Raw genomic sequence first — 19,158 nt, 5'->3', positions numbered from 1 at the left:
CCTCAACCAGCCGTCGGTGGCGGCTCCGCGCGTCCGGCGCTCCGGGCGACCGCGCCGACACGGCTCAGCGGCGGGCGGAGCGGCGGCGAAGCAGCAGCCCGCCGCCCAGCGCGGCCAGCGCCGCCACGGCTCCCAGCGCCCACCACAGGCCGGTCCCCCCGCCGCTGTCGTCCGGACGCGACGCGACCGGTTCGGCGCTCGCCGGCGAGGCCGCCTCGGCCACCGGAGTCGCCTCGGCCACCGGATCCGTGGGCGGCGTGGTGGTCGGCGATTCCTCGGCCGAGGGCGTGGCGGTGACCGCGCCGACGGTCAGGGTGAAGCTGATTTTCCCGTTGACCTGGTGACCGTCAACCGAGCCGACCCGGTACGCGACGGTGTACGAGCCGGCCGGGCCCGGGGTGAACGGCACGCTCACCCGCTTGCCGGAGAAGGTCGGCTCGCCGTCGGAGGCGGGCGTGTCGTCCGGGCCGGTCACGGTGATCTTGGTGGCGGTGGGGGCCGGCGTGGCGAGGAAACGGAGCTCGATCCGCTTCGGGGCGGTCGCCACCTTTGCCCCGTCCTTCGGATTGCTGCTGGTCAGCGAGTTGTGCGCCGCGGCCGGGCTGGCTGGTAACACCGCCGCGCCCGCCGCCATGCCGAGAACCACCAACCAGGTACGCGCCGCTCGGGCGACCCTGCCCCCCATAAGCCCCTCCATCCGGGTACGATCCGGCCGCTGATCATCGACCGGCTGTTAGTCGGTTCCAGATCGCAAATAGTTCCAATTACTCTCTCCGCAGCTGCAACCGAGCGACGTTCCACGGAGTCTTTTTGGAGTGGGCACCGGTTCGCCGGGCGGCCACCACCGTCGGCCGGTCAAGCGTGACCCGCAGCGGGAGCCAGCCATCGAACGGGGCGAGGAGGCGGCGATGATCCGGAGGGTAAGGCGGCTGCTGGCAGCCGTGGCCGGGACGGTGATCGCGACCGCCACATTGGCCCTGGCGGGCCCGGCCGCGGCCCATGCGGCGGCGGCCAGAGTCGACCGCCCGGCGGCCGGAGTGGACATCACCGGCGAGCACCTGGACCAGCCCCTGCGGCTGCGCGCCGCCACGCACCCCGCCGAGGTGAACGCGGTCCTCGATCAGGTCAGCTGGCTGGGTCGTACCGGCCAGCAGCAGGGCCCCAAGACCGCGGACCTCGGTCCGAAGTACACGGTCGTGGTGCTCGCCGGAGACGCGCCGACGAAGACCTACGACCTCTACCCGCTCGCCAAGGGCGGGCCCCGGGTCTACCGGCCGGCCAAGCAGCCCGACCGGAGCAAGACCCTGGCCGGCTGGTTCTTCGGCCGGCTGAACATGTCCGAGACGCTGCGCGCCGCCGGGGTGCCGCTGCAGCGACAGTTCGACACGCTCAGCGGCGGCGTCGGCGGCGGCGAACGGGTCATCCCGGACGACGCGCTGGACCCCGGGCAGGACCTCGACGCGGCGATGGGTGAGCTTCAGCGGCTGCTGCTGCTCAACGGCGGGGTGATGCTGGTCATCACCGCCGGGATCGCCGGCATTGCGCTGCTGGTCCGCCGCCGTACCCGCTGAGGTCAGCCGCCGGCCCTCCGCCGGGTGGCGGGGTCAGCACCAGCGGCGCGGCGGCCGCTCCTGGCGGCTCGTGCGGCGACGGGGTCGGACCGGGCCGTGCCGGTGGGCGCCGGCCCAGCCGGGCAGCTCGCTGCAGCAGCCCGGCTCGTGCGCCGGCTCGGGCATCGCCGGCGGCATCGGCTCGACGGCCCGCTGCCGGGGCACGGGCGGGTCGTGGTGGCCCGGCCGGCAGGGTTCACCCTGGGCGCAGCCGTGGTCGGCCTCCCCGTGCGCCATCCCGGTCTCCTCAGTCTCGCCATCGCCCGTCGGGCGGTCGCCCGGCGTGCCCTGACACCGTACTGGCCGGCCCCGACGAGGTGTTCAGCGCGGGCGGCATCCAGGTCAGCGCGGTTGAGCCGGGCACCGACCCTCGGTGTCGAGGCGCTGGTCAGGGCATGTCAGGCTGAAGCCGTGAGCGAACCGGGCGGGACCGAACTACCGGCCACGCTGCGCCGGATCGAACGGGCGGCGGGCGCACTGGCCACCGCCAGCGTGGCCCGGATGGACGAGGCCCTCCCCTGGTTCCGGGAGCTGCCGGCCGACCAGCGGTCGTGGGTCATGCTGGTCGCCCAGGCGGGTGTCCGGTCGCTGGTGCAGTGGCTGCGGCAGGGCGGCGGTGCGACCGACAGCACCCAGGAGGTGTCGGACGAGGTCTTCGCCACCGCGCCGCAGGCGCTGGCCCGCTCGATCAGCCTGCAGCAGACCGTGGCGCTGATCAAGGTGACCATCGAGGTGGTCGAGGAGCAGGTGGCGCACCTGGCCGCCGAGGGCGAGGAACAGCCGCTGCGGGAGGCGGTGCTGCGTTTCTCCCGCGAGATCGCCTTCGCCGCCGCCCGGGTGTACGCCCGCGCCGCCGAGTCGCGCGGCTCGTGGGACGCCCGGCTCCAGGCGTTGCTGGTGGACGCGTTGCTGCGCGGCGACTCGCCGGACGTGCTGGCCAGCCGGGCGGCAGCGCTGGGCTGGACGGACGCGCCGCCGGTGGCGGTGGCGGTGGGCCGCTCGCCCGGCGGCGAGGTGGCCGCCGTGCTGCACACCGTCTACCGGCAGGCCCGCCGGATCGGGGTCGAGGTGATCGGCGGGGTGCACGGCGATCGGCTGGTCATCGTGCTCGGCGGGGCGGCCGACCCGCTGTCGGCCACCGAAAAGCTGCTGACCGCGTTCGGGGAGGGGCCGGTGGTGGTCGGCCCGGCCGTGCCGAGCCTGGACGAGGCGACGGACTCGGCGCGGGCCGCGCTGGCCGGGTTCCGCGCGGCGCCGGCCTGGCCGACCGCGCCTCGCCCGGTGCCCGCCGCTGACCTGCTGCCGGAGCGGGCTCTGGCCGGCGACGGCGAGGCCCGCCGCCGGCTGCGCCACGACGTGTACGCGACACTGGCCCGCGCCGGTGGCGAACTGCTGGAGACGTTGGACGCCTTCTTCGCCGCCGGCGGCACGCTGGAGAGCGCCGCCCGGGCGCTCTATGTGCATCCGAACACCGTGCGTTACCGGCTCAAGCGGGTCGCCGACGTGACCGGCTTCTCGCCGCTGGTCCCGCGGGACGCGTTCGCGCTACAGGTGGCGCTGACCGTGGGCCGGCTCGACCCGATCGTCCCCGGCGTCGCACCCGTCCCGAGCCAGACATTGGGTTCAGGGGTCAGGAAAACATCACACACAGGTGATGATCGTCGCCGATTTTTGTAGGTTTCCTCCAAAGCTTCTAGTACGGCTTGGTGCCGTGCGTTACAGCGCGACCCGCGAGTATCCGTCAGAGTCGTAGACGTGCTCGCCGTACTCTCACCCGGACAGGGTTCCCAGAAACCCGGCTTCCTGATCCCCTGGCTCGAGCTGCCCGGGGCCGAGGCCCGCCTGCGCTGGTGGTCAGCGCTGGCCGGCGTCGACCTGGTCCACCTCGGTACCCAGGCGGACGCGGACGAGATCAAGGACACCGCCCGCACGCAGCCGCTGCTCGTCGCGGCCGCGCTGCTCGCCGCCGAGCACCTGCCGCTGCGCGACGTGTCGCTGGTCGCCGGCCACAGCGTGGGCGAGCTGGGCGCCGCCGCCCTGGCCGGGGTGCTGTCCGCCGAGGCGGCCGTCACCCTCGCCGGCGTACGCGGCCGGGAGATGGCCGCGGCGTGCGCGCTCGAGCCGACCGGAATGGCCGCGATGCTCGGCGGCGACGCGGACGAGGTGCTCGCCGCGATCGAGGCCCACGGTCTGTACCCGGCCAACCGCAACGGCGCCGGCCAGGTTGTCGCCGCGGGCGCGGTGGCCGGGCTGGAGAAGCTGGCCGCCGAACCGCCGGCGCGGGCCCGGGTCATCCGGCTCCAGGTCGCCGGTGCCTTCCACACCCCGTACATGGCTCCGGCCGAGGCCGCCCTGGCCTCCGTGGCCGACGGCATCGTGCCGGCCGACCCGGCCCGGATCCTGCTCTCCAACCTCGACGGCACCGCGGTCAGCGACGGCCGGGAGATGGTGCAGCGGCTGGTCCGGCAGGTCACCGCCCCGGTCCGCTGGGACCTGTGCATGCGGGCCCTGGCCGACCTCGGTGTCACCGGCGTGATCGAGCTGCCGCCGGCCGGCACCCTGGCCGGCCTGGTCAAACGTGAACTGAAGGGCGCAGGTGCGCCCGAGATCGTCACCCTGAACACCCCCGACGATCTGCCCGCCGCGCGGGACCTGATCGCCCGGATCGGAGGGCTTAACTGATGTCCGGCAGTCGAATCGTCGCGATGGGGCACTACCAGCCCTCCCGCGTGGTGACCAACGACGACCTCGCGCAACTGGTCGAGACCAACGACGAGTGGATCCGGGACCGGGTCGGCATCGTCACCCGGCGGATCGCCGGCGACGAGACGGTGGCCGACATGGCAGCGGCCGCCGCCGGCAAGGCGCTGGCCAGTTCCGGCCTCACCGCCGCCGACATCGACCTCGTCGTGGTGGCCACCTGCACGTCGGTCGACCGTAGCCCGAACGTGGCCTGCCGGGTCGCCGCCAAGCTGGGCATCAACGCCCCCGGCGCGTTCGACCTCAACACCGCCTGCTCGGGCTTCGCGTACGCGCTCGGCACGGTCGACCACGCGATCCGGGCCGGCGCGGCCCGCAACGCCATTGTGATCGGCGCGGAGAAGCTCTCCGACTTCACCGACTGGACCGACCGCTCGACCTGCATCATCTTCGGCGACGGCGCCGGGGCAGCGGTGGTCACCGCGGCCGCCGAGGGCGAGCCGGCCGGGATCGGGCCGGTGGTCTGGGGCTCGGTGCCGGAGAAGAGCGACGCGGTCCGCATCGAGGGCTGGCGGCCCTACATCGCGCAGGAGGGGCAGACGGTCTTCCGCTGGGCCACCACGGCGCTGGCGCCGCTGGCGCTGCAGGCCTGCGAGAAGGCCGGGGTGTCCCCCGCCGAGCTGGCCGCGTTCGTGCCGCACCAGGCCAACGCCCGGATCATCGACGGTATCGCCAAGCGACTGAACATCCCCGACGCGATCATCGCGAAGGACATCGTCGAGTCCGGCAACACGTCGGCGGCGAGCATCCCGCTCGCCCTGTCGAAGCTTGTCGAGCGGCGCGAGGTGCCGTCCGGCGCCCCGGTGCTGCTGTTCGGCTTCGGCGGTGGCCTGACCTACGCCGGTCAGGTCGTCCGCTGCCCCTGAAGACCTCCTCGGGCGCGAGTGCGCCGAGGATTGACGGCCGGCATCGCCGACCGTCGTGAACACCCGATGAGAGGAACCGAACCGTAATGACCCGTGACGAGATCACCGCCGGCCTCGCCGAGATCCTCGAAGAGGTTGCCGGGGTGAACCCGGACGACGTGGCCGAGGGGAAGTCCTTCACCGACGACCTCGACGTCGACTCGCTCTCGATGGTGGAGGTCGTGGTGGCGGCCGAGGAGAAGTTCGGCGTCAAGATCCCGGACAACGAGGTGCAGAACCTGAAGACCGTCGGGGACGCCGTCAGCTTCATCGAGGCGCAGTCCTGATCATGAGTCGCCCCGACGTCGTCGTCACCGGGCTCGGCGCGACGACCCCGCTCGGCGGGGACGTCGCGTCGACCTGGGACGCCATGCTCGCCGGCCGCTCCGGGGTGAGTGCGCTCACCCAGGAGTGGGCGGCGCAACTGCCGGTCCGGATCGCGGCCCAGCTCGCCGTGGAGCCCTCCGCGGTGCTGGACCGGGTCAAGCTGCGCCGACTGGACCGGTCCCAGGCGATCGCGATCATCGCGGCGCAGCAGGCCTGGGCCGACTCCGGGCTGGCCGACTCCGGGCTGGACCCGGAGCGGCTGGCGGTCAGCGTCGGCTCCGGCATCGGCGGGGCCACCACCCTGCTCGCCCAGGACGACATCCTGGAGGCGTCCGGGCCACGGCGGGTCTCCCCGCACACCGTGCCGATGCTGATGCCGAACGGCCCGGCCGCCTGCGTCGGACTGGAACTGGGCGCCAAGGCCGGCGTGCACTCGGTGGCCAGCGCCTGCGCGACCGGCGCGGAGGCGATCGCGCTCGGCCTGGACATCATCCGCTCCGGCCGGGCCGACGTGGTGGTGGCCGGCGGCACCGAGGCGGTCATCCACCCGCTGCCGATCGCCGGCTTCGCCTCGATGCGGGCCATGTCGACCCGCAACGACGAGCCGGAGAAGGCCTCGCGGCCGTGGGACAAGGGCCGCGACGGCTTCGTACTCGGTGAGGGCGCGGGCGTGCTGGTCCTGGAGCGTGCCGAGCACGCCGCCGCCCGCGGCGCCCGGGTGTACGCGCGCCTGGCCGGCGCGGGGGTCACCTCGGACGCGTACGACATGGTGCAGCCGCACGCCGAGGGCGAGGGCGCGATCCGGGCGATCGGGAAGGCGATCGCGGACGCGGACATCGCCAAGACGGACATCGTGCATGTCAACGCGCACGCCACCTCCACCCCCGTGGGCGACATGCTGGAGATCGGCGCCCTGCGCAAGGCGCTCGGCGACCACCCACTCCTGTCGGCCACCAAGTCGATGACCGGGCACCTGCTCGGCGCGGCCGGGGCGCTGGAGTCGATCGCCACCATCCTGGCCATCCGCGATGGTGTCGTCCCTCCGACGATCAACCTCGACGACCCGGACGAGGGCCTCACGCTGGAGGTGGCCGCGCACAAGGCGCGCCACCTGGAGATCCCCGCCGCGCTGAACAACGCGTTCGGCTTCGGGGGCCACAACGTGGCGCTCGTCTTCACTCGGCCCTGAGGCCCGTGCGGCTCAGGTAATCCAGCGGTTCCACCATCAGGGTCCGCGCCCTCCCCGGGCGCGGGCCCTGCGCCGTTTCAGCCCCGGCGGTCAGTTGTCGCAGGCGGTGGCGGGCAGGCCGGTCACCGGAACCGGCGAGTGGCCGACCGGTCGGGCGGTGCCGGCGAGCACGGCGGCCAGCGCGGTCATCGACGCCGGGCTGGACGAGTAGCTGGCCAGCAACGTCGGCGACTTGGCGGTGGCGAGCACGTACGGGGTGTCCATCGCCACCGTCACGGCCGCGTCGGCCCGCAGGTCGCCGGCGCCGTCGCCGTATCCGACGAGATGCACGATCCGGCCGCCACTCGGCACCACCTTGACGCCGGCGGCGGTGAGTGCCTTGGTCAGTGCGTCGCGGGCGCGGTCCCGCCCGGCGGAGGAGGTCACGGTGACCGGCCCGGTCACCGGGGCGGCGTCGCAGCGGCCGCGCAGCATGGTGACCGTGGCGGCGGCGAGGGCGGCGACGGCCTTGCGGTGTTCGGCGCTGCCCAACGTCGACATGTCGGGGGCGGTCCGGTCGGCCAGCTTGAACTTCATGGTCAGCACCCGGGTGACCGCCTCGACCAGCCGGTCCCGGGGCAGTGAGCCGTCCCGCAGCGCGGCGAGCAGCCCGTCGAACGCCTCGCTCACGTTCGGGGTCATCAGGATGAGGTCGTTGCCGGCGTTGAGCGCCCGGACCGCGGCCTCCCCCGGCGACCAGCGCTTGGCCGGCTCCATGTTCATCCCGTCGGTGATCACCACGCCCTGAAAGCCGAGCTGGCCCCGGAGCACGTCGGTGAGGACCTTGTGGGAGAAGGTGGCGGGGGTGCCCGGGTCGATCGCCCGCACGTCGAGGTGGGCGGACATCACCGCCATGGCGCCCGCGTCGATCCCGGCGCGGAACGGCGGGAACGCGGTGCTGTCCAGCACGGCGCGGGACTGGCCGACGACCGGGAGGTCCTGGTGCGAGTCGGCGGAGCTCAGGCCGTGGCCGGGGAAGTGCTTGACGCTGGCCGCCACCCCCTCGGCCTGCAGGCCCCGGACGGCGGCGGCCACCTGGGCGGCGGCCTGCTGCGGGTCGGCGCCGAACGAGCGGGAGCCGATCACCGTGCTGCGCTTGACCAGCACGTCGGCGACCGGCGCGAAGTCCATGTTGATCCCCATGGCGGCGAGCTCGGCGCCGGCGGCCCGCCAGGCGGCCTCGGTCAGCGCCGGGTCGCCCGCCGCGCCGACGGCGAGCGCGCTGGGCAGCAGCGTCACCCCGTCGGTGATCCGGGTCACCATGCCGTACTCCTGGTCGGTGCCGATCAGGAAGGGCGCCGGGCCGGCGGGAAGTTTGCCGGCCGCCTCCCGCAGCCCGGTGGTCAGCTCGCGGACCTGCCGAGGGCTGTCGACGTTGGTGGTGACCTGGTTGGCGGAGGTGGGGTCGTCGGCGCTGAACCCGACCAGGATCACCCCGCCGAGGCGGTACTTCGCCACCATCTCGGCGGGAGTGTCGACCCCGGCGAGGGCCCGGTTGCCGGCGGCCGAGGCGGGCGAGACCTCGGTGGCCGAGCTGCCGTACGCGTACGGCATCAGGACCTGGCCGACCAGGTCCTCGTCGGCGAGGGTCCGCACCAGCGCGGCGGCTCGGGCGGCGGGGTCGGTGTCGGGGGCCGGGGTGGCGGCGGACCAGATCCCGGCGGACGCGCTCGCGGACGGGGCGGGACGGGGGCGGTCCGGCCCTGCGGAGCAGCCGGCGGCGAGCAGTGCGGTCAGCGCGGTGAGCGCGACGAAGGTACGCCGAGGGGTGGTCAGCACGCGGCCATCCCATCAGTTGCCCGCGTATCAGGGCAACTTGACCTTTGGTCAACCCACCCGGGTGAGCAGGGTCACCGGTGCGCCGTCGCCGGCGTATCGGTAGGGCTCCAGTTCGGCGTCCCAGGCGGTGCCGAGCGCCTTGTCGAGGGCGTGCGCGAGCGCCTCCGGGGCGCGGACGGACGCCACGATCGCGCGCAGCCGGTCCTCACCGACCTGGATGTCGCCGGCCGCGCCGACGGTGGCCCGGAACAGGCCCCGCCCCGGGACGTACATGAACCGCTCGCCGTCGACGCCCGGGCTCGGCTCCTCGGTCACCTCGAAACGGATCATGGGCCACTGCCGAAGGGCAGCAGCCAGCTCGGCACCCGTCCCCGGGCTACCGGTCCACCCGCACTCGGCGCGCCGGGCACCGGGCTCGACGGGCTGGGCCGTCCAGTGCAGGTTGACCGGCGCGGCGAGGACGCGCGCGATCGCCCACTCGACGTGCGAGCACACGGCGAGCGGGGTCGAGTGGACGTATACGACGCCACGCGTTGGCACGGTGACCTCCCGGAGAGCGAGGTGCGTCTTCCCCTACGACCTCGACCAACCGAGTGATGCGTGCAACACATGATGACCGCTGTGACAGATGGTGCGCCAGCGAATCGGAAAATTCGCCGGTGCTGGCGGCCGGAAATACCCGGGCGGCTGACCCTGTTGACCCTCCTGACGGCGCGATGACCAGCCAGGCGTCGAGGTCGTGTACAGTTCTCTGGGCGGTTCTGTGCCGCCGCACAATCTTCGCGGGCCGAGGCTCACCCGGGCGTCACCCGCACAGCCCCCGGACGTTTCAGTCCTCCCGTACGTCTCAAGGAGTACCTCCGTGGCGAGCAACACCTCTAAGACCGCGCGCGCGTCAGTCCGGGCCGGCCAGGCTGGCCAGGGTGGCGCCCTCAGCGTGCTGGGCGAGTTCAAGTACGTGATCCCGCTCAACGGCGGCAAGCACGCCTACGTGCGCAACCTGACCAACGGCAAGACCGCGCACCTGCGCACCGACTCCGAGGCCTTCGTCGAGGAGATCCGGACGCTGGCCGCGGCCGGCCACGCCGCCAAGGTCCGCGCCGAGCTCAGCGGCCTCGCCGCCGCCTACCCCGAGCACGGCTGGGACGCCACCGAGAAGCGCCTCGTCGAGGCCGGTGTCTTCGAGGGCTGAGTCCCTCACCCGCGTCACTCGAACCGCCCGCCGGGTCGTCCCGGCGGGCGGTTCGTCGTCTCCGGCCCGTACCCTCATTCAGCCCACCGTGCCCGCCGCATGACCACAGGAGCCCCCGCCTTGAGCGACCAAACCACCCTGGACCGGGAGATCGCCGTCGAACAGCGACATCTCGACCGGGTGTACGCCCGGTTGGCGGAACTACGCAAGGCCGCCGCCGACGCCGAGCGGGAGGGCTACCGGCTGGCCGGGGTCGGCAACTTCGGCGCGTTGGTGGAGCGGGACGCCATGGTGTTTCACGCCGCGCAGCGCCGGCACGTGCTGGACGCCGAGCACGAGGGGCTGGTGTTCGGCCGGCTCGACCTGCGTACCCGGCAGGTGCTGCACGTGGGCCGGCTAGGGGTGCGCGGGCAGAACGCCGAGACGCTGGTGGTGGACTGGCGGGCACCGGCCGCCGCCGCCTTCTACCGGGCCACCCCGGCCGAGCCGATGGGCGTGGTGCGCCGGCGCACCATCCAGTCATCGGCGGAGCGGGTAACCCGGATCGAGGACGACCTGCTCGACCCGGAGTCGGCGCCGCCGGACCTGGCGGTGGTCGGCGACGGTGCGCTGCTGGCCAGCCTGTCCCGGGCCACCGGGCGGGGCATGCGGGACATCGTCGCCACCATCCAGCGGGAGCAGGACGAGGCGATCCGCTCCCCCGGCTCGGGGGTCACGATCGTCTCCGGCGGCCCGGGCACCGGCAAGACCGCGGTCGCGCTGCACCGGGCCGCGTACCTGCTCTACTCCGAACGGGCCCGGTACGCCGGCGGCGGGATCCTGGTGGTCGGCCCGTCCGGCGTGTTCGTCGAGTACATCGCCTCCGTGCTGCCCTCGCTCGGCGAGGAGACCGCCACCCTGCACTCGCTCGGCTCGCTCTTTCCGGGCATGTCGGCGACCCGTACCGACCCGCCCGAGGTGGCGGCCGTGAAGGGGTCGCTGCGGATGCGCCGGGTGCTGGAACGCGCGGTGCGGGACGCGGTGCCGGACTCCCCCACCGAGCTGCGCCTGCTCTATCGGGGCGAGCTGCTCCGGCTGGGCCGGGCCGAGTTGGACGCGATTCGGGACCGGGCGCTGGCGCGCGGCGCACGCCGCAACGAGGTGCGCCGAGTCGGCTTCGACGCCGTACTCGCCGCCCTGTACGCCCAGGCTCGGGGGCTGCGGATCGGCCGGCTGCCGGAGCAGCCCGCGTTCGAGGACGAGATCATCGAACGACCGGAATTCCGCGAGTTCCTCAAGGCGTGGTGGCCCCGGCTGCACCCGCGGCACGTGCTCGGCTGGCTGGCCCGCCCCGACCGGCTGCGCCGGTACGCCGACGGGATCCTCGCGGCCCGGGAGATCCGGCTGCTGACCGAGGCGTACCGGGCCCTGGACACCGAGGGGCTGACCATCGCCGACATCGCGCTGCTGGACGAGCTGGACGCGCTGCTCGGCAAGCCGGTGCGGCGGGCGAAGCCGAAGCGTGATCCGTTCCAGCTCGCCGGGGGCGTCCGTGAGCTGAGCACGTTCGCCGAGCGGCAGCGGGCGGCCCGGGCCGCCGCCCGGGAGCGGCCGGAGGACTACCGCGACTACGCCCACGTGGTGGTCGACGAGGCGCAGGACGTCTCGCCGATGCAGTGGCGCATGATCGGCCGGCGCGGTCGGCTGGCGTCCTGGACGGTGGTGGGTGACCCGGCGCAGACCGCCTGGACGGGTGACCCGGGGGAGCTGACCCGGGCCCGGGACCAGGCGCTGGGGCAGCGCCGGCGGCACCGGTACGAGCTGACCACCAACTACCGCAACTCGGCGGAGATCTTCGCGGTGGCGGCGGCGGAGATCCGCCGTCGCTATCCGGACCTGGCGTTGCCGACTGCGGTGCGCTCCACCGGGGTGCCGCCGGTCGAGCAGACCGTGCCCACCGCCGAGCTGCCCGCCGCGACCGTGGCCGCGGCCGACGCGCTGCTGGCCGAGGTCGAGGGGACGGTCGGCGTGATCACGCCGGTGCCGCGCCGGGACGAGGTCGCCGGCTGGCTGGGCGAGCGCGGCGACGGCCGGCTCCAGGTGGTGACCAGCCTCCAGGCCAAGGGCATGGAGTACGACGGCGTGGTGCTGGTGGCACCGAGCGAGATCCGGGCCGATCCCGGATCGGGCGTGCGAACGCTCTACGTGGCGCTGTCCCGGGCCACCCAGCGCCTCACCACCCTGGACCCGGTCGGCTGACCCACTCGCTTGCACATATTGCGATGTGAGCATAGATTGGCCTGGCCGGGGCGCGGAACGAGAGGGTGTGGGCGTGGGCGCAGGTCATGACCACAGCGGCACGGTCACCAACGCCGCGCACCGCCACCGGGGTCGGCTCTGGGCCGCGTTCGGGCTGCTCACCGCTCTCATGCTGGTCGAGGCGGTGGCCGCGTTCGCCACCGGTTCGCTGGCCCTGCTCTCCGACGCCGGGCACATGTTCACCGACGTGCTCGGCATCGGCATGGCGCTCGCCGCGATCACCGCCACCCAACGGGCCAACACCGACCCGCAGCGCACCTTCGGGCTCTACCGGCTGGAGGTGCTGGCCGCGCTCGCCAACGCGGTCCTGCTCGGCGCGGTCGCCGCCTACGTGCTCGTCGAGGCGGTCCGCCGGTTCGGTGAGCCGCCGGAAGTGCTCGCCTGGCCGATGCTGGCCGTGGCGGTGCTCGGCCTGCTCGCCAACCTGGCCGCGTTCGGGCTGCTGCGGTCCGGCGCGCAGGAAAGCATCAACCTGCGCGGGGCGTACCTGGAGGTGCTCGGCGACCTGCTGGGCTCGCTCGGGGTGATCGCCGCCGCCCTGGTCATCGCGTTCACCGACTGGTGGTGGGCCGACCCGCTGGTCGCCGTCGCGATCGGGCTGTTCATCCTGCCGCGTACCTGGCGGCTCGGCCGGGCCGCGGTCCGCATCCTGGTGCAGGCTGCCCCGGAGCACCTCCAGGTGACCGCGGTGCGCGACCGGCTGGCCGCGGTCCCCGGCGTCGCCGAGGTGCACGACCTGCACGTCTGGACGCTCACCTCCGGCATGGAGGTGGCCTCGGCGCACCTGGCCACCATCCCCGGCGCCGAGGTGGGCGAGGTGCTGGCCGCCGCGCGGGCCGCCCTGCACGAGGACTTCCGAATCGATCACGCCACGTTGCAGATCGAACCCGGAGCGTCAGCCGGCGCGTGCGGACCCGTGGAGTGGTAATTAGGGCAATCTTAAATCCAAGTGGCTATTGTGCATCTATGCCGACTTTGGTCCGATTCTCGATCCCCGCCACGGGGCCCGGATCGGCGTACGGCCGGTAGGCTCGGTCGCGGTCTCCACCCGGCGGCGCGCTGTGGCGCCGGGGGCGGCCGTCGCCTAATCGCCAGCAGCACGGCGAGCCGGGGAACCACGTTCCTGGGGTGCATCCGCGTCAGCGGTAGGGATCTTCCGTCCCGAACCCGTCAGCTAACCCGGTCGGCGGTTGACGGAAGGACACGTTCATGGCACCTGTACGACGGACGGCCGCCCGGTTGGCGGCCCTGCTCGTCGCGGCGCTCGCCCTCGGCGTCGCGGCCGCGCCGCTCTCCCCCGCCTCGGCGGCCGCCCCGACCGGGCTGCTCGCGGTCGGCCACGACGACGAGGGTGGCAGCCCGGCGCTGCACGCCCAACTCGAAGCGGCCAGCAAGGGCTGGCTGGACGCGCGGGCGGCGTTGAACCGGTCGGAGCAACGGCAGCGGCAGCTCACCGCCCAGCTCAAGGCGGTCAACGCCGAGCTGGAGGTACGCGACGCCAAGGTCGGCGAGATCGCCGAGGTCGCGTACCGGACCGGGCGGCTCGGCACCGCCGCGGCCCTGCTCGGCAGCAGCAGCCCGCAGGGCTTCCTGGACCGGGCCGCCGCCCTGCAACAGGTCGCCGCGCACGAGGACCACGCGCTGCGCGAGCTGATCGACACCCGGGACCGGGCCAACCGCACCCAGACGGCGCTGGGCGCCGAGATCCGGGAACAGCGCAAGCAGGTCACGGTGATGGCCAAGCGCAAGGAGCAGGCGGAACGCGCGCTGGAGGTGGCGAACACCAACGCCACCAGCACCGACGGTGGCAGCGGCATGCAGGGCACCTCCCGGGCCGACGCCACGCCGGCGCCGCGCAACGCCGACGGCTCGTGGCCCTCGGAGTCGTGCAGCGTGAAGGACCCGACCCCGGCCAACGGCTGCATCACCCCGCGCATGCTGCACGCGCTTCAACAGGCCAAGGCGGCCGGGTTCACCCGGTACGTCTCCTGCTACCGGCCCAGCGGCTCCGGCGAGCACCCGAAGGGCCGGGCCTGCGACTTCGCCGCCCAGAAGAACGGCTTCGGCGGGGTGGCCACCGGCGGCGACAAGACGTACGGCAACAACCTGGCCGCGTACTTCATCCGCAACGCCGACCCGCTCGCGGTGCTCTACGTGATCTGGTTCAAGCAGATCTGGCTGCCCAGCAGCGGGTGGAAGGCGTACACCAGCGGCAACGGCGACCCGTCCAGCGACCACACCAACCACGTGCACCTGTCGGTGTACTGAGGCCGCCGGTGGCCCGCCGCCCGGCGGGCCCACCTACGCCCGCCGACGTACGCCGGATGTCGCCGCGCGCCCCACGACGGCGGGCCGGCGAGGATCGAACATCTCCAGGCATGAGCCGACTGTCTCCCGCCGGGCGCAAGGCCCTGCTCACCCTGCACCTGGTCACCGCGCTGGGCTGGCTCGGGGCGGACCTGGTGCTACTCACCCTCGGCGTCGCCGGGCTGCGTGGCGCCGACCCCGCAGTGGTCTACCCGGCGGCGGGGCTGCTGGTCACGTACGTCTTCGGGCCGCTGAGCGTGGCGGTCTGGCTGATCGGACTGGCCAGCGCGCTGCTCACCCCGTGGGGCCTGCTGCGCTGGCGCTGGGTGCTGGTGAAGTTCGCGATCACCACGGCGATGCTGGGGCTGGTGCTGCTGCTGCTCACCCCGACCGTGCGCCGGCTCGGCGCGCTGGGCCCGGACCTCACCACCCGGGACCGACTGGACCTCATCATCCCGCCGGTGGTCTCCAGCACCCTGCTGATCGTCATGACCGTGCTGTCCACCTACAAGCCGTGGGGACGGCGGCGCAGCTGACTCACTCCGTCCGCCCCTCCAGGGCGGCCCCGAGCCGGCTGGCGAGGCCGAGGTGGGCCGCCCGGGCCTGCCGGAAGGCGTACCCGAACAGCGGCGCCGGGGCGGAGAGGGTGATCTCGACGTCGACGCGCACCACGCCGCCCGGCTCGTCCCGCAGCCGGGTGTGGTTGCGGACGGTGGTGGCCGGCTGCTGACGGGCCACCGTCACCACCTCGTCCTCGGTCGCGATCAGCACGTCCGCCTGGTAGGTGACCGGGAAGTGCAGCGGCCCGAGCTCCAGCCGGTCGGTGATCGCATAGCTGGCCAGGGCGCCGGGGCGCGGCGGCAGCGAGCGCACCCGGACGATCAGCGGATGCAACTCACCCTGGCGGGTCAGGTCGCTGAGCAGGGCGAGCGCGTTCGCCCTGGTGCAGCGGGCCTGCACGGTGTAGCTGAAAGTGTCGCTGCTGAGCAACGCCGTATCCCCTTGCCGTCGGCGATCCGCACGATCGTCGCCTAACCGGGGCCCGGCTGGCAACGACCGACGAAAAGCGTACGGAGCCGGGCGGCTCAGGCGCCAGGAAGGACCTGCGGAGCGCCGGCGGCGAAGTAGGGCTCGGGCGCGCCGAAGAGGCCCAGCAGGCCGGTGACCCAGAGCTGGCGGTGCACGAACCGGCTCGGCTCGGTGACCACCAGCTTCACGCCGCTGACCTCGGCGGTCTGGAAACCGGCGACCATCGCGCTGATGCCGACCGAGTCGATGAACGTGACCAGCCGCATGTTCAGCTCGATCCGGGCCGGGCGGCCCTTCGCGAGCACCTCAGCGATCGCTTCCCGCACCTCGTACGCGGTGTCGACGTCGATCTCGCCCCGCGGGGCGATCTGGATGACACCACCCGGCAACACCGATTGCACGATCGACAGGCTCACGCGAGCACCTCCACTCGCCCGTACGGGCGCCTCATCAGTACGCGGGCCGCGACCGAGAGTATTCCTCCGATGCCCTCGGTCGCCACCCCTCGGGACGGGCAATTCGCGGACTGGGCACACCTGGGCATCCCGACCAGAGTAGCCGCTTCGGGCCGCTCCGGCCCGGAGCCGACCCCCGGCGCGTTCGGGTGGTTGGTCCCGCCTCGTCCCGTCGGCCACGCCAGTCCTGGGATGGTTTGCGGTGACCCGACGACGGTGGCCGTCCCGCGGACGGGACGGCCACCGTACGGCCCGGTCAGCGGGCGATGGTCGGGGTGCAGGTGGCCGTGGGCACCGAGTTGGTCTTGCTCCAGTCGGCCAGGAAGCCGAAGCTGGTGCTGGCCCCCGTGCCGAGGGCGCCGTTGTAGCCGGCGTCCTTGACCACCACGGAACTGCCGCTCTGGGTGTACGTACCACCCCAGAGCTGGGTGATCTTCTGCCCGTTGGCAAAGGTCCAGGACACCGACCAGGCGCTGGTCGGCGAGCCGTTGTTACGGACCGTCACCTCGGCCTGGAAGCCGCCCTCCCACGAGTTGGTCACCTGGTACGTCGCCGTGCAGCCGCTGCCGGGCGGCGGAGTGGTCGTCGGCGGCGCGGTCGTCGGCGGCGCGGTCGTCGGAGGTGCGGTGGTCGGAGGTGCGGTCGTGGGCGGGGCCGTCGTCGGCGGGGCAGTCGTCGGCGGCGCGGTGGTGGGCGGAGCCGTCGTCGGCGGTGTGGTCGTGCCGCCGAGCCGGTCCGCCACCAGGATGCCCCGGCCGTTGGTGCCGAGGTAGACCCGACCGTAGACGCGCGGGTCGCCGGTCAACGCCTCGCCGGCATTGCCGTACTGGTGCTGGTTGTCGTTGATCCGCACCCAGGTCGCGCCGGTGTTGTCGGAGCGGTAGACGCCGGGCTGCCCGTCGATCGTGCCGACGACGAACAGCGCCGGGTACGTCTGTCCGGGCGCCGCCTTGCCGAAGCCGACGTTGACGGCGGTGCTGACGCTGGTGACCTTGGTGAAGCTGGTCCCGGAGTTGGTGGAGTGCCAGAGGCCGCCCTCGCCGGCCAGCCAGACGTCGCCCTCCGTGCCGGGGAGCGCCTTGAACTTCACGTCGACGGTCGGCAGGCCGGTGGCGGCGCTGGCGGTGAAGCTGGCCCCGCCGTTGGTGCTGACGTAGAACTTCCCGCCGCTGTACCCGTAGAACTTGTTCGAGTTGACCCGGTCGGACTTGATGATCGCGTTGGCCGGGATGCCGGTCGACGCGGTCCACGAGTTGCCGAAGCCGACCGAGCGGACCACCTGCTTGCCGGAGTCGCCCGGCGCCCACACGAACTGGCTGCCGTCGGCGGACGCGGCCACCGTGCCGCCGTTGTTGATCCCGCCGGGCTCGCTGCCCTGGAACCAGTTCGCCCCGCCGTCGGTGGAGAACGCGACATGCCGGTCGTTCGGCCGGTCCGAGGCGGTGAAGTTACCCGCCCGAACCATGATCGACGGCTTGGTCTCGGCGTAGTCGAGGCTGGTCGTGCTGGTGAAGACCGGCTGGGTGAACATCATCGACGGCACCGCGTTCAGGTCGGTGTGCCGGAAGCCGCCGATGTCGCCGAGCCCGCTGATCAGCGAAGCGCCCGAGGGCGGGCTGATCAGGTCGAGCACGGCGGTCTCCTCCACGCCCTTGACCATCGGCTTGATGGTGAACTGCCCGCCGGTGTCCCACTTGGTCAGGTCGGTGGTGCCGTAGATGGTCGCGCCGGTGCCGTACAGCATCCGGTTGCTGTCGAACGGGTCGATCTCCAGCGACTCGTTCATCCAGCCCAGCTTCGGCGTCTCCTCCGGCGGTTGCGGGTTGGCGCCGAAGGTCAGCCACGGCACCGAACTGATGTCCATCTTGTACTTCTTGGTGCGGTTCGGGTAGCTGGACCAGTCCCAGACCCGGGTCCAGGTCGCGCCCCCGTCGGCGCTTCGCCAGAAGATCGCGTCCGGCCACCAGGAGATCTGGGTGGCGACCATGATGGTGTTCGGCTTCTGCCGGTCGATGGTCAGGCCGGAGTAGCCGTAGTAGGGGTCACCGTCGGACGGGGGGCTGATCTTCGTCCAGGCGCCGGTGGCCCGGCTGAACTTCCACACGTCCCCCTTGCCACCGTCGTACGGGCCGCCGGTGTCGCTGGTGGCGATGTAGAGGTAGCCGCCGACCGGGTCGACCACGCCCTTGTGGGCCAGGTAGCCGGTGGGCTGGTTGGCGATCCGCTCCCAGGTGGTGCCGCCGTTGGTGGTGCGGTAGACCGGGTTCTGCTTGTCCGCCACGCCGACGTAGATGGTCTGCGTGGCGTTGCCGCTCGTGCCGGTGCTCTTGTCGAAGCTGACCCAGGTCAGACCCTGGTTCTGGCTCTGGTAGCCGGTGCTGTCGTTCGGGTCGGCCCGGTAGTTGCCGACGTTCGGGAAGTTGGCCACCTTGGCCCAGGTCACCCCGTAGTCGGTGCTGCGCCACAGGCCGTTGCCGCCCTCGGCCCCGTAGTAGAGGACGCTGTTCTTGTTCGGGTCGACGGCCAGCCGCTCCCCCATGCCCCGACCGGGCATGTTGCCGCCGTTCTTGAACGGCAGCGCGGTGGCCTGCCAGGTGGCGCCCTTGTCGGTCGAGCGCAGGATCGCGCCGTTGTTCGGGTCCCAGCTATTGGTGTACATGCCGACCGCGGCGTACACCCGGTTGGTCTGCACCGGGTCGGTGGCGAGGCTGACCACGCCGTTGTAGCCCCACTTGTCGGCGCCCACCCAGTCCAGCAGCGGCGTCCAGGACTGGGTCGACTGCTCCCAGCGGTACGCCCCGCCGATGTCGGTACGCGCGTAGATCAGGTTCTTCTCGGTCTGGTTGAAGACGATGCCGGGGACGAAGCCGCCACCGTCGATCCGGACGTTCTTCCAGCTGTACGGATCGGACGCCGCGGCGGCGGCCGGGGTGGCGGGGGTGGCGGCAAACTGCACGACCACGGCCACCGCGGTGGCGGCCAGCGCGGCGACCGTCGCGCCGGCGAGACTTCTGCGCATGGGCGGGTTCCTCTCGATTGCCCTTGGGGGTAAGGGTTCGGGGAGCTGCCCGGGCTCCCGGTCGGCGTGTCGGGCTCCCGCAGCCGAGGGACATTCACAGTAACCGCTGGGGCGGGGAATTTGGAAGCGCTCCCAACTAATTCGAGTCACCCAGGTCGAGTGAGGGCAGGTCACCCGGGCTACGGGCACGATCGCGGGTAGCGGCACCCGTGCCACTGGCGGGTTCCCGTGCCATGAACCGATCCGGGA

The 19,158-nt window shown here is 72.9% G+C and carries 17 protein-coding genes, 1 pseudogene and 1 riboswitch; of the genes and pseudogenes, 11 read left to right on the top strand and 7 right to left on the bottom strand.

Going from position 1 to position 19,158, the window contains the following annotated elements; translation table 11 throughout:
- Positions 1-64: 64 nt before the first annotated feature.
- Positions 65-685 (bottom strand): copper resistance CopC family protein, encoded by a 621-nt coding sequence (locus AB0C02_RS22365; RefSeq protein WP_357550624.1) that lies wholly within the window; start codon positions 683-685, stop codon positions 65-67.
- A gap of 223 nt (positions 686-908) precedes the next feature.
- Here AB0C02_RS22365 and AB0C02_RS22360 point away from each other — a divergent pair, with 223 nt between their 5' ends.
- Positions 909-1,571, top strand: a complete 663-nt coding sequence (locus tag AB0C02_RS22360; protein ID WP_357550623.1) for a hypothetical protein — start codon at positions 909-911, stop codon at positions 1,569-1,571.
- A gap of 33 nt (positions 1,572-1,604) precedes the next feature.
- Here the strand turns inward: AB0C02_RS22360 and AB0C02_RS22355 are convergent, their stop codons facing one another.
- On the bottom strand, positions 1,605-1,847 hold the full coding sequence (locus tag AB0C02_RS22355) for a hypothetical protein (RefSeq protein WP_357550622.1): 243 nt from the start codon (positions 1,845-1,847) through the stop codon (positions 1,605-1,607).
- Between the two features lie 114 nt (positions 1,848-1,961).
- Between AB0C02_RS22355 and AB0C02_RS22350 the strand changes: the two genes are divergently transcribed.
- The 5 genes and pseudogenes from AB0C02_RS22350 to fabF all read left to right on the top strand — a co-directional run bounded on the left by AB0C02_RS22350 (position 1,962) and on the right by fabF (position 6,791).
- A complete protein-coding gene (locus tag AB0C02_RS22350) occupies positions 1,962-3,287 on the top strand; it encodes a helix-turn-helix domain-containing protein (protein ID WP_357550621.1) in 1,326 nt (441 codons plus the stop codon).
- 78 nt (positions 3,288-3,365) lie between these two features.
- Positions 3,366-4,274, top strand: a pseudogene (locus AB0C02_RS22345) (ACP S-malonyltransferase); the annotation flags it as partial.
- A gap of 17 nt (positions 4,275-4,291) precedes the next feature.
- Positions 4,292-5,236, top strand: coding sequence for a beta-ketoacyl-ACP synthase III (locus AB0C02_RS22340; protein ID WP_357550620.1), 945 nt, complete (start codon positions 4,292-4,294; stop codon positions 5,234-5,236).
- Between the two features lie 86 nt (positions 5,237-5,322).
- On the top strand, positions 5,323-5,562 hold the full coding sequence (locus tag AB0C02_RS22335) for an acyl carrier protein (protein ID WP_334485728.1): 240 nt from the start codon (positions 5,323-5,325) through the stop codon (positions 5,560-5,562).
- Between the two features lie 2 nt (positions 5,563-5,564).
- Positions 5,565-6,791: a beta-ketoacyl-ACP synthase II gene (fabF, locus tag AB0C02_RS22330; RefSeq protein WP_357550619.1), complete on the top strand. Its 1,227-nt coding sequence runs from the start codon at positions 5,565-5,567 to the stop codon at positions 6,789-6,791.
- Positions 6,792-6,881: 90 nt separating this feature from the next.
- Here the strand turns inward: fabF and AB0C02_RS22325 are convergent, their stop codons facing one another.
- Together AB0C02_RS22325 and AB0C02_RS22320 are read right to left on the bottom strand one after the other, a co-directional pair.
- The gene (locus AB0C02_RS22325; protein WP_357550618.1) at positions 6,882-8,609 is read right to left on the bottom strand and encodes a glycoside hydrolase family 3 protein; all 1,728 of its coding nucleotides are present in this window, start codon (positions 8,607-8,609) and stop codon (positions 6,882-6,884) included.
- Positions 8,610-8,657: 48 nt separating this feature from the next.
- Positions 8,658-9,149 carry a DUF3145 domain-containing protein gene (locus tag AB0C02_RS22320; RefSeq protein WP_357550617.1) on the bottom strand — a complete coding sequence of 164 codons (492 nt, stop codon included), beginning with the start codon at positions 9,147-9,149 and terminating at the stop codon, positions 8,658-8,660.
- 322 nt (positions 9,150-9,471) lie between these two features.
- Between AB0C02_RS22320 and AB0C02_RS22315 the strand changes: the two genes are divergently transcribed.
- The 5 genes from AB0C02_RS22315 (at position 9,472) to AB0C02_RS22295 (ending at position 14,942) form a co-directional block, all read left to right on the top strand.
- Entirely contained in the window at positions 9,472-9,801 is a 330-nt protein-coding gene (locus AB0C02_RS22315; RefSeq protein ID WP_357550616.1) for a hypothetical protein, read from the top strand.
- A gap of 120 nt (positions 9,802-9,921) precedes the next feature.
- Entirely contained in the window at positions 9,922-12,039 is a 2,118-nt protein-coding gene (locus AB0C02_RS22310; RefSeq protein ID WP_357550615.1) for an AAA family ATPase, read from the top strand.
- Between the two features lie 73 nt (positions 12,040-12,112).
- Positions 12,113-13,027, top strand: a complete 915-nt coding sequence (locus AB0C02_RS22305; RefSeq protein ID WP_357550614.1) for a cation diffusion facilitator family transporter — start codon at positions 12,113-12,115, stop codon at positions 13,025-13,027.
- 143 nt (positions 13,028-13,170) lie between these two features.
- A riboswitch (cyclic di-AMP (ydaO/yuaA leader) is annotated at positions 13,171-13,304 on the top strand.
- Between the two features lie 4 nt (positions 13,305-13,308).
- Positions 13,309-14,367: a hypothetical protein gene (locus AB0C02_RS22300; RefSeq protein ID WP_357550613.1), complete on the top strand. Its 1,059-nt coding sequence runs from the start codon at positions 13,309-13,311 to the stop codon at positions 14,365-14,367.
- A 110-nt stretch (positions 14,368-14,477) separates the two neighbouring features.
- Positions 14,478-14,942, top strand: a complete 465-nt coding sequence (locus AB0C02_RS22295; RefSeq protein WP_357550612.1) for a hypothetical protein — start codon at positions 14,478-14,480, stop codon at positions 14,940-14,942.
- A gap of 1 nt (position 14,943) precedes the next feature.
- Here AB0C02_RS22295 and AB0C02_RS22290 read toward each other — a convergent pair whose 3' ends face one another.
- The 3 genes from AB0C02_RS22290 to AB0C02_RS22280 form a co-directional block, all read right to left on the bottom strand.
- Complete coding sequence (locus tag AB0C02_RS22290) at positions 14,944-15,396, bottom strand: SRPBCC family protein (protein WP_357550611.1); 453 nt, start codon at positions 15,394-15,396, stop codon at positions 14,944-14,946.
- 95 nt (positions 15,397-15,491) lie between these two features.
- Positions 15,492-15,851, bottom strand: a complete 360-nt coding sequence (locus tag AB0C02_RS22285; protein ID WP_357550610.1) for an STAS domain-containing protein — start codon at positions 15,849-15,851, stop codon at positions 15,492-15,494.
- A gap of 295 nt (positions 15,852-16,146) precedes the next feature.
- Positions 16,147-18,909 carry a cellulose binding domain-containing protein gene (locus AB0C02_RS22280; protein ID WP_357550609.1) on the bottom strand — a complete coding sequence of 921 codons (2,763 nt, stop codon included), beginning with the start codon at positions 18,907-18,909 and terminating at the stop codon, positions 16,147-16,149.
- Positions 18,910-19,158: the final 249 nt, after the last annotated feature.

This window comes from Micromonospora sp. NPDC048999, from assembly GCF_040649295.1.
Taxonomy (GTDB): domain Bacteria; phylum Actinomycetota; class Actinomycetes; order Mycobacteriales; family Micromonosporaceae; genus Micromonospora.
This window is presented reverse-complemented; position numbering and strand designations above follow the sequence as displayed.

Coding starts and splice junctions, on each gene's coding strand:
- AB0C02_RS22300 (WP_357550613.1), top strand. CDS start 13,309: ATGGCACCTGTACGACGGACGGCCGCCCGGTTGGCGGCCCTGCTCGTC.
- AB0C02_RS22280 (WP_357550609.1), bottom strand. CDS start 18,909: ATGCGCAGAAGTCTCGCCGGCGCGACGGTCGCCGCGCTGGCCGCCACC.
- fabF (WP_357550619.1), top strand. CDS start 5,565: ATGAGTCGCCCCGACGTCGTCGTCACCGGGCTCGGCGCGACGACCCCG.
- AB0C02_RS22365 (WP_357550624.1), bottom strand. CDS start 685: ATGGGGGGCAGGGTCGCCCGAGCGGCGCGTACCTGGTTGGTGGTTCTC.
- AB0C02_RS22340 (WP_357550620.1), top strand. CDS start 4,292: ATGTCCGGCAGTCGAATCGTCGCGATGGGGCACTACCAGCCCTCCCGC.
- AB0C02_RS22355 (WP_357550622.1), bottom strand. CDS start 1,847: ATGGCGCACGGGGAGGCCGACCACGGCTGCGCCCAGGGTGAACCCTGC.
- AB0C02_RS22295 (WP_357550612.1), top strand. CDS start 14,478: ATGAGCCGACTGTCTCCCGCCGGGCGCAAGGCCCTGCTCACCCTGCAC.
- AB0C02_RS22335 (WP_334485728.1), top strand. CDS start 5,323: ATGACCCGTGACGAGATCACCGCCGGCCTCGCCGAGATCCTCGAAGAG.
- AB0C02_RS22360 (WP_357550623.1), top strand. CDS start 909: ATGATCCGGAGGGTAAGGCGGCTGCTGGCAGCCGTGGCCGGGACGGTG.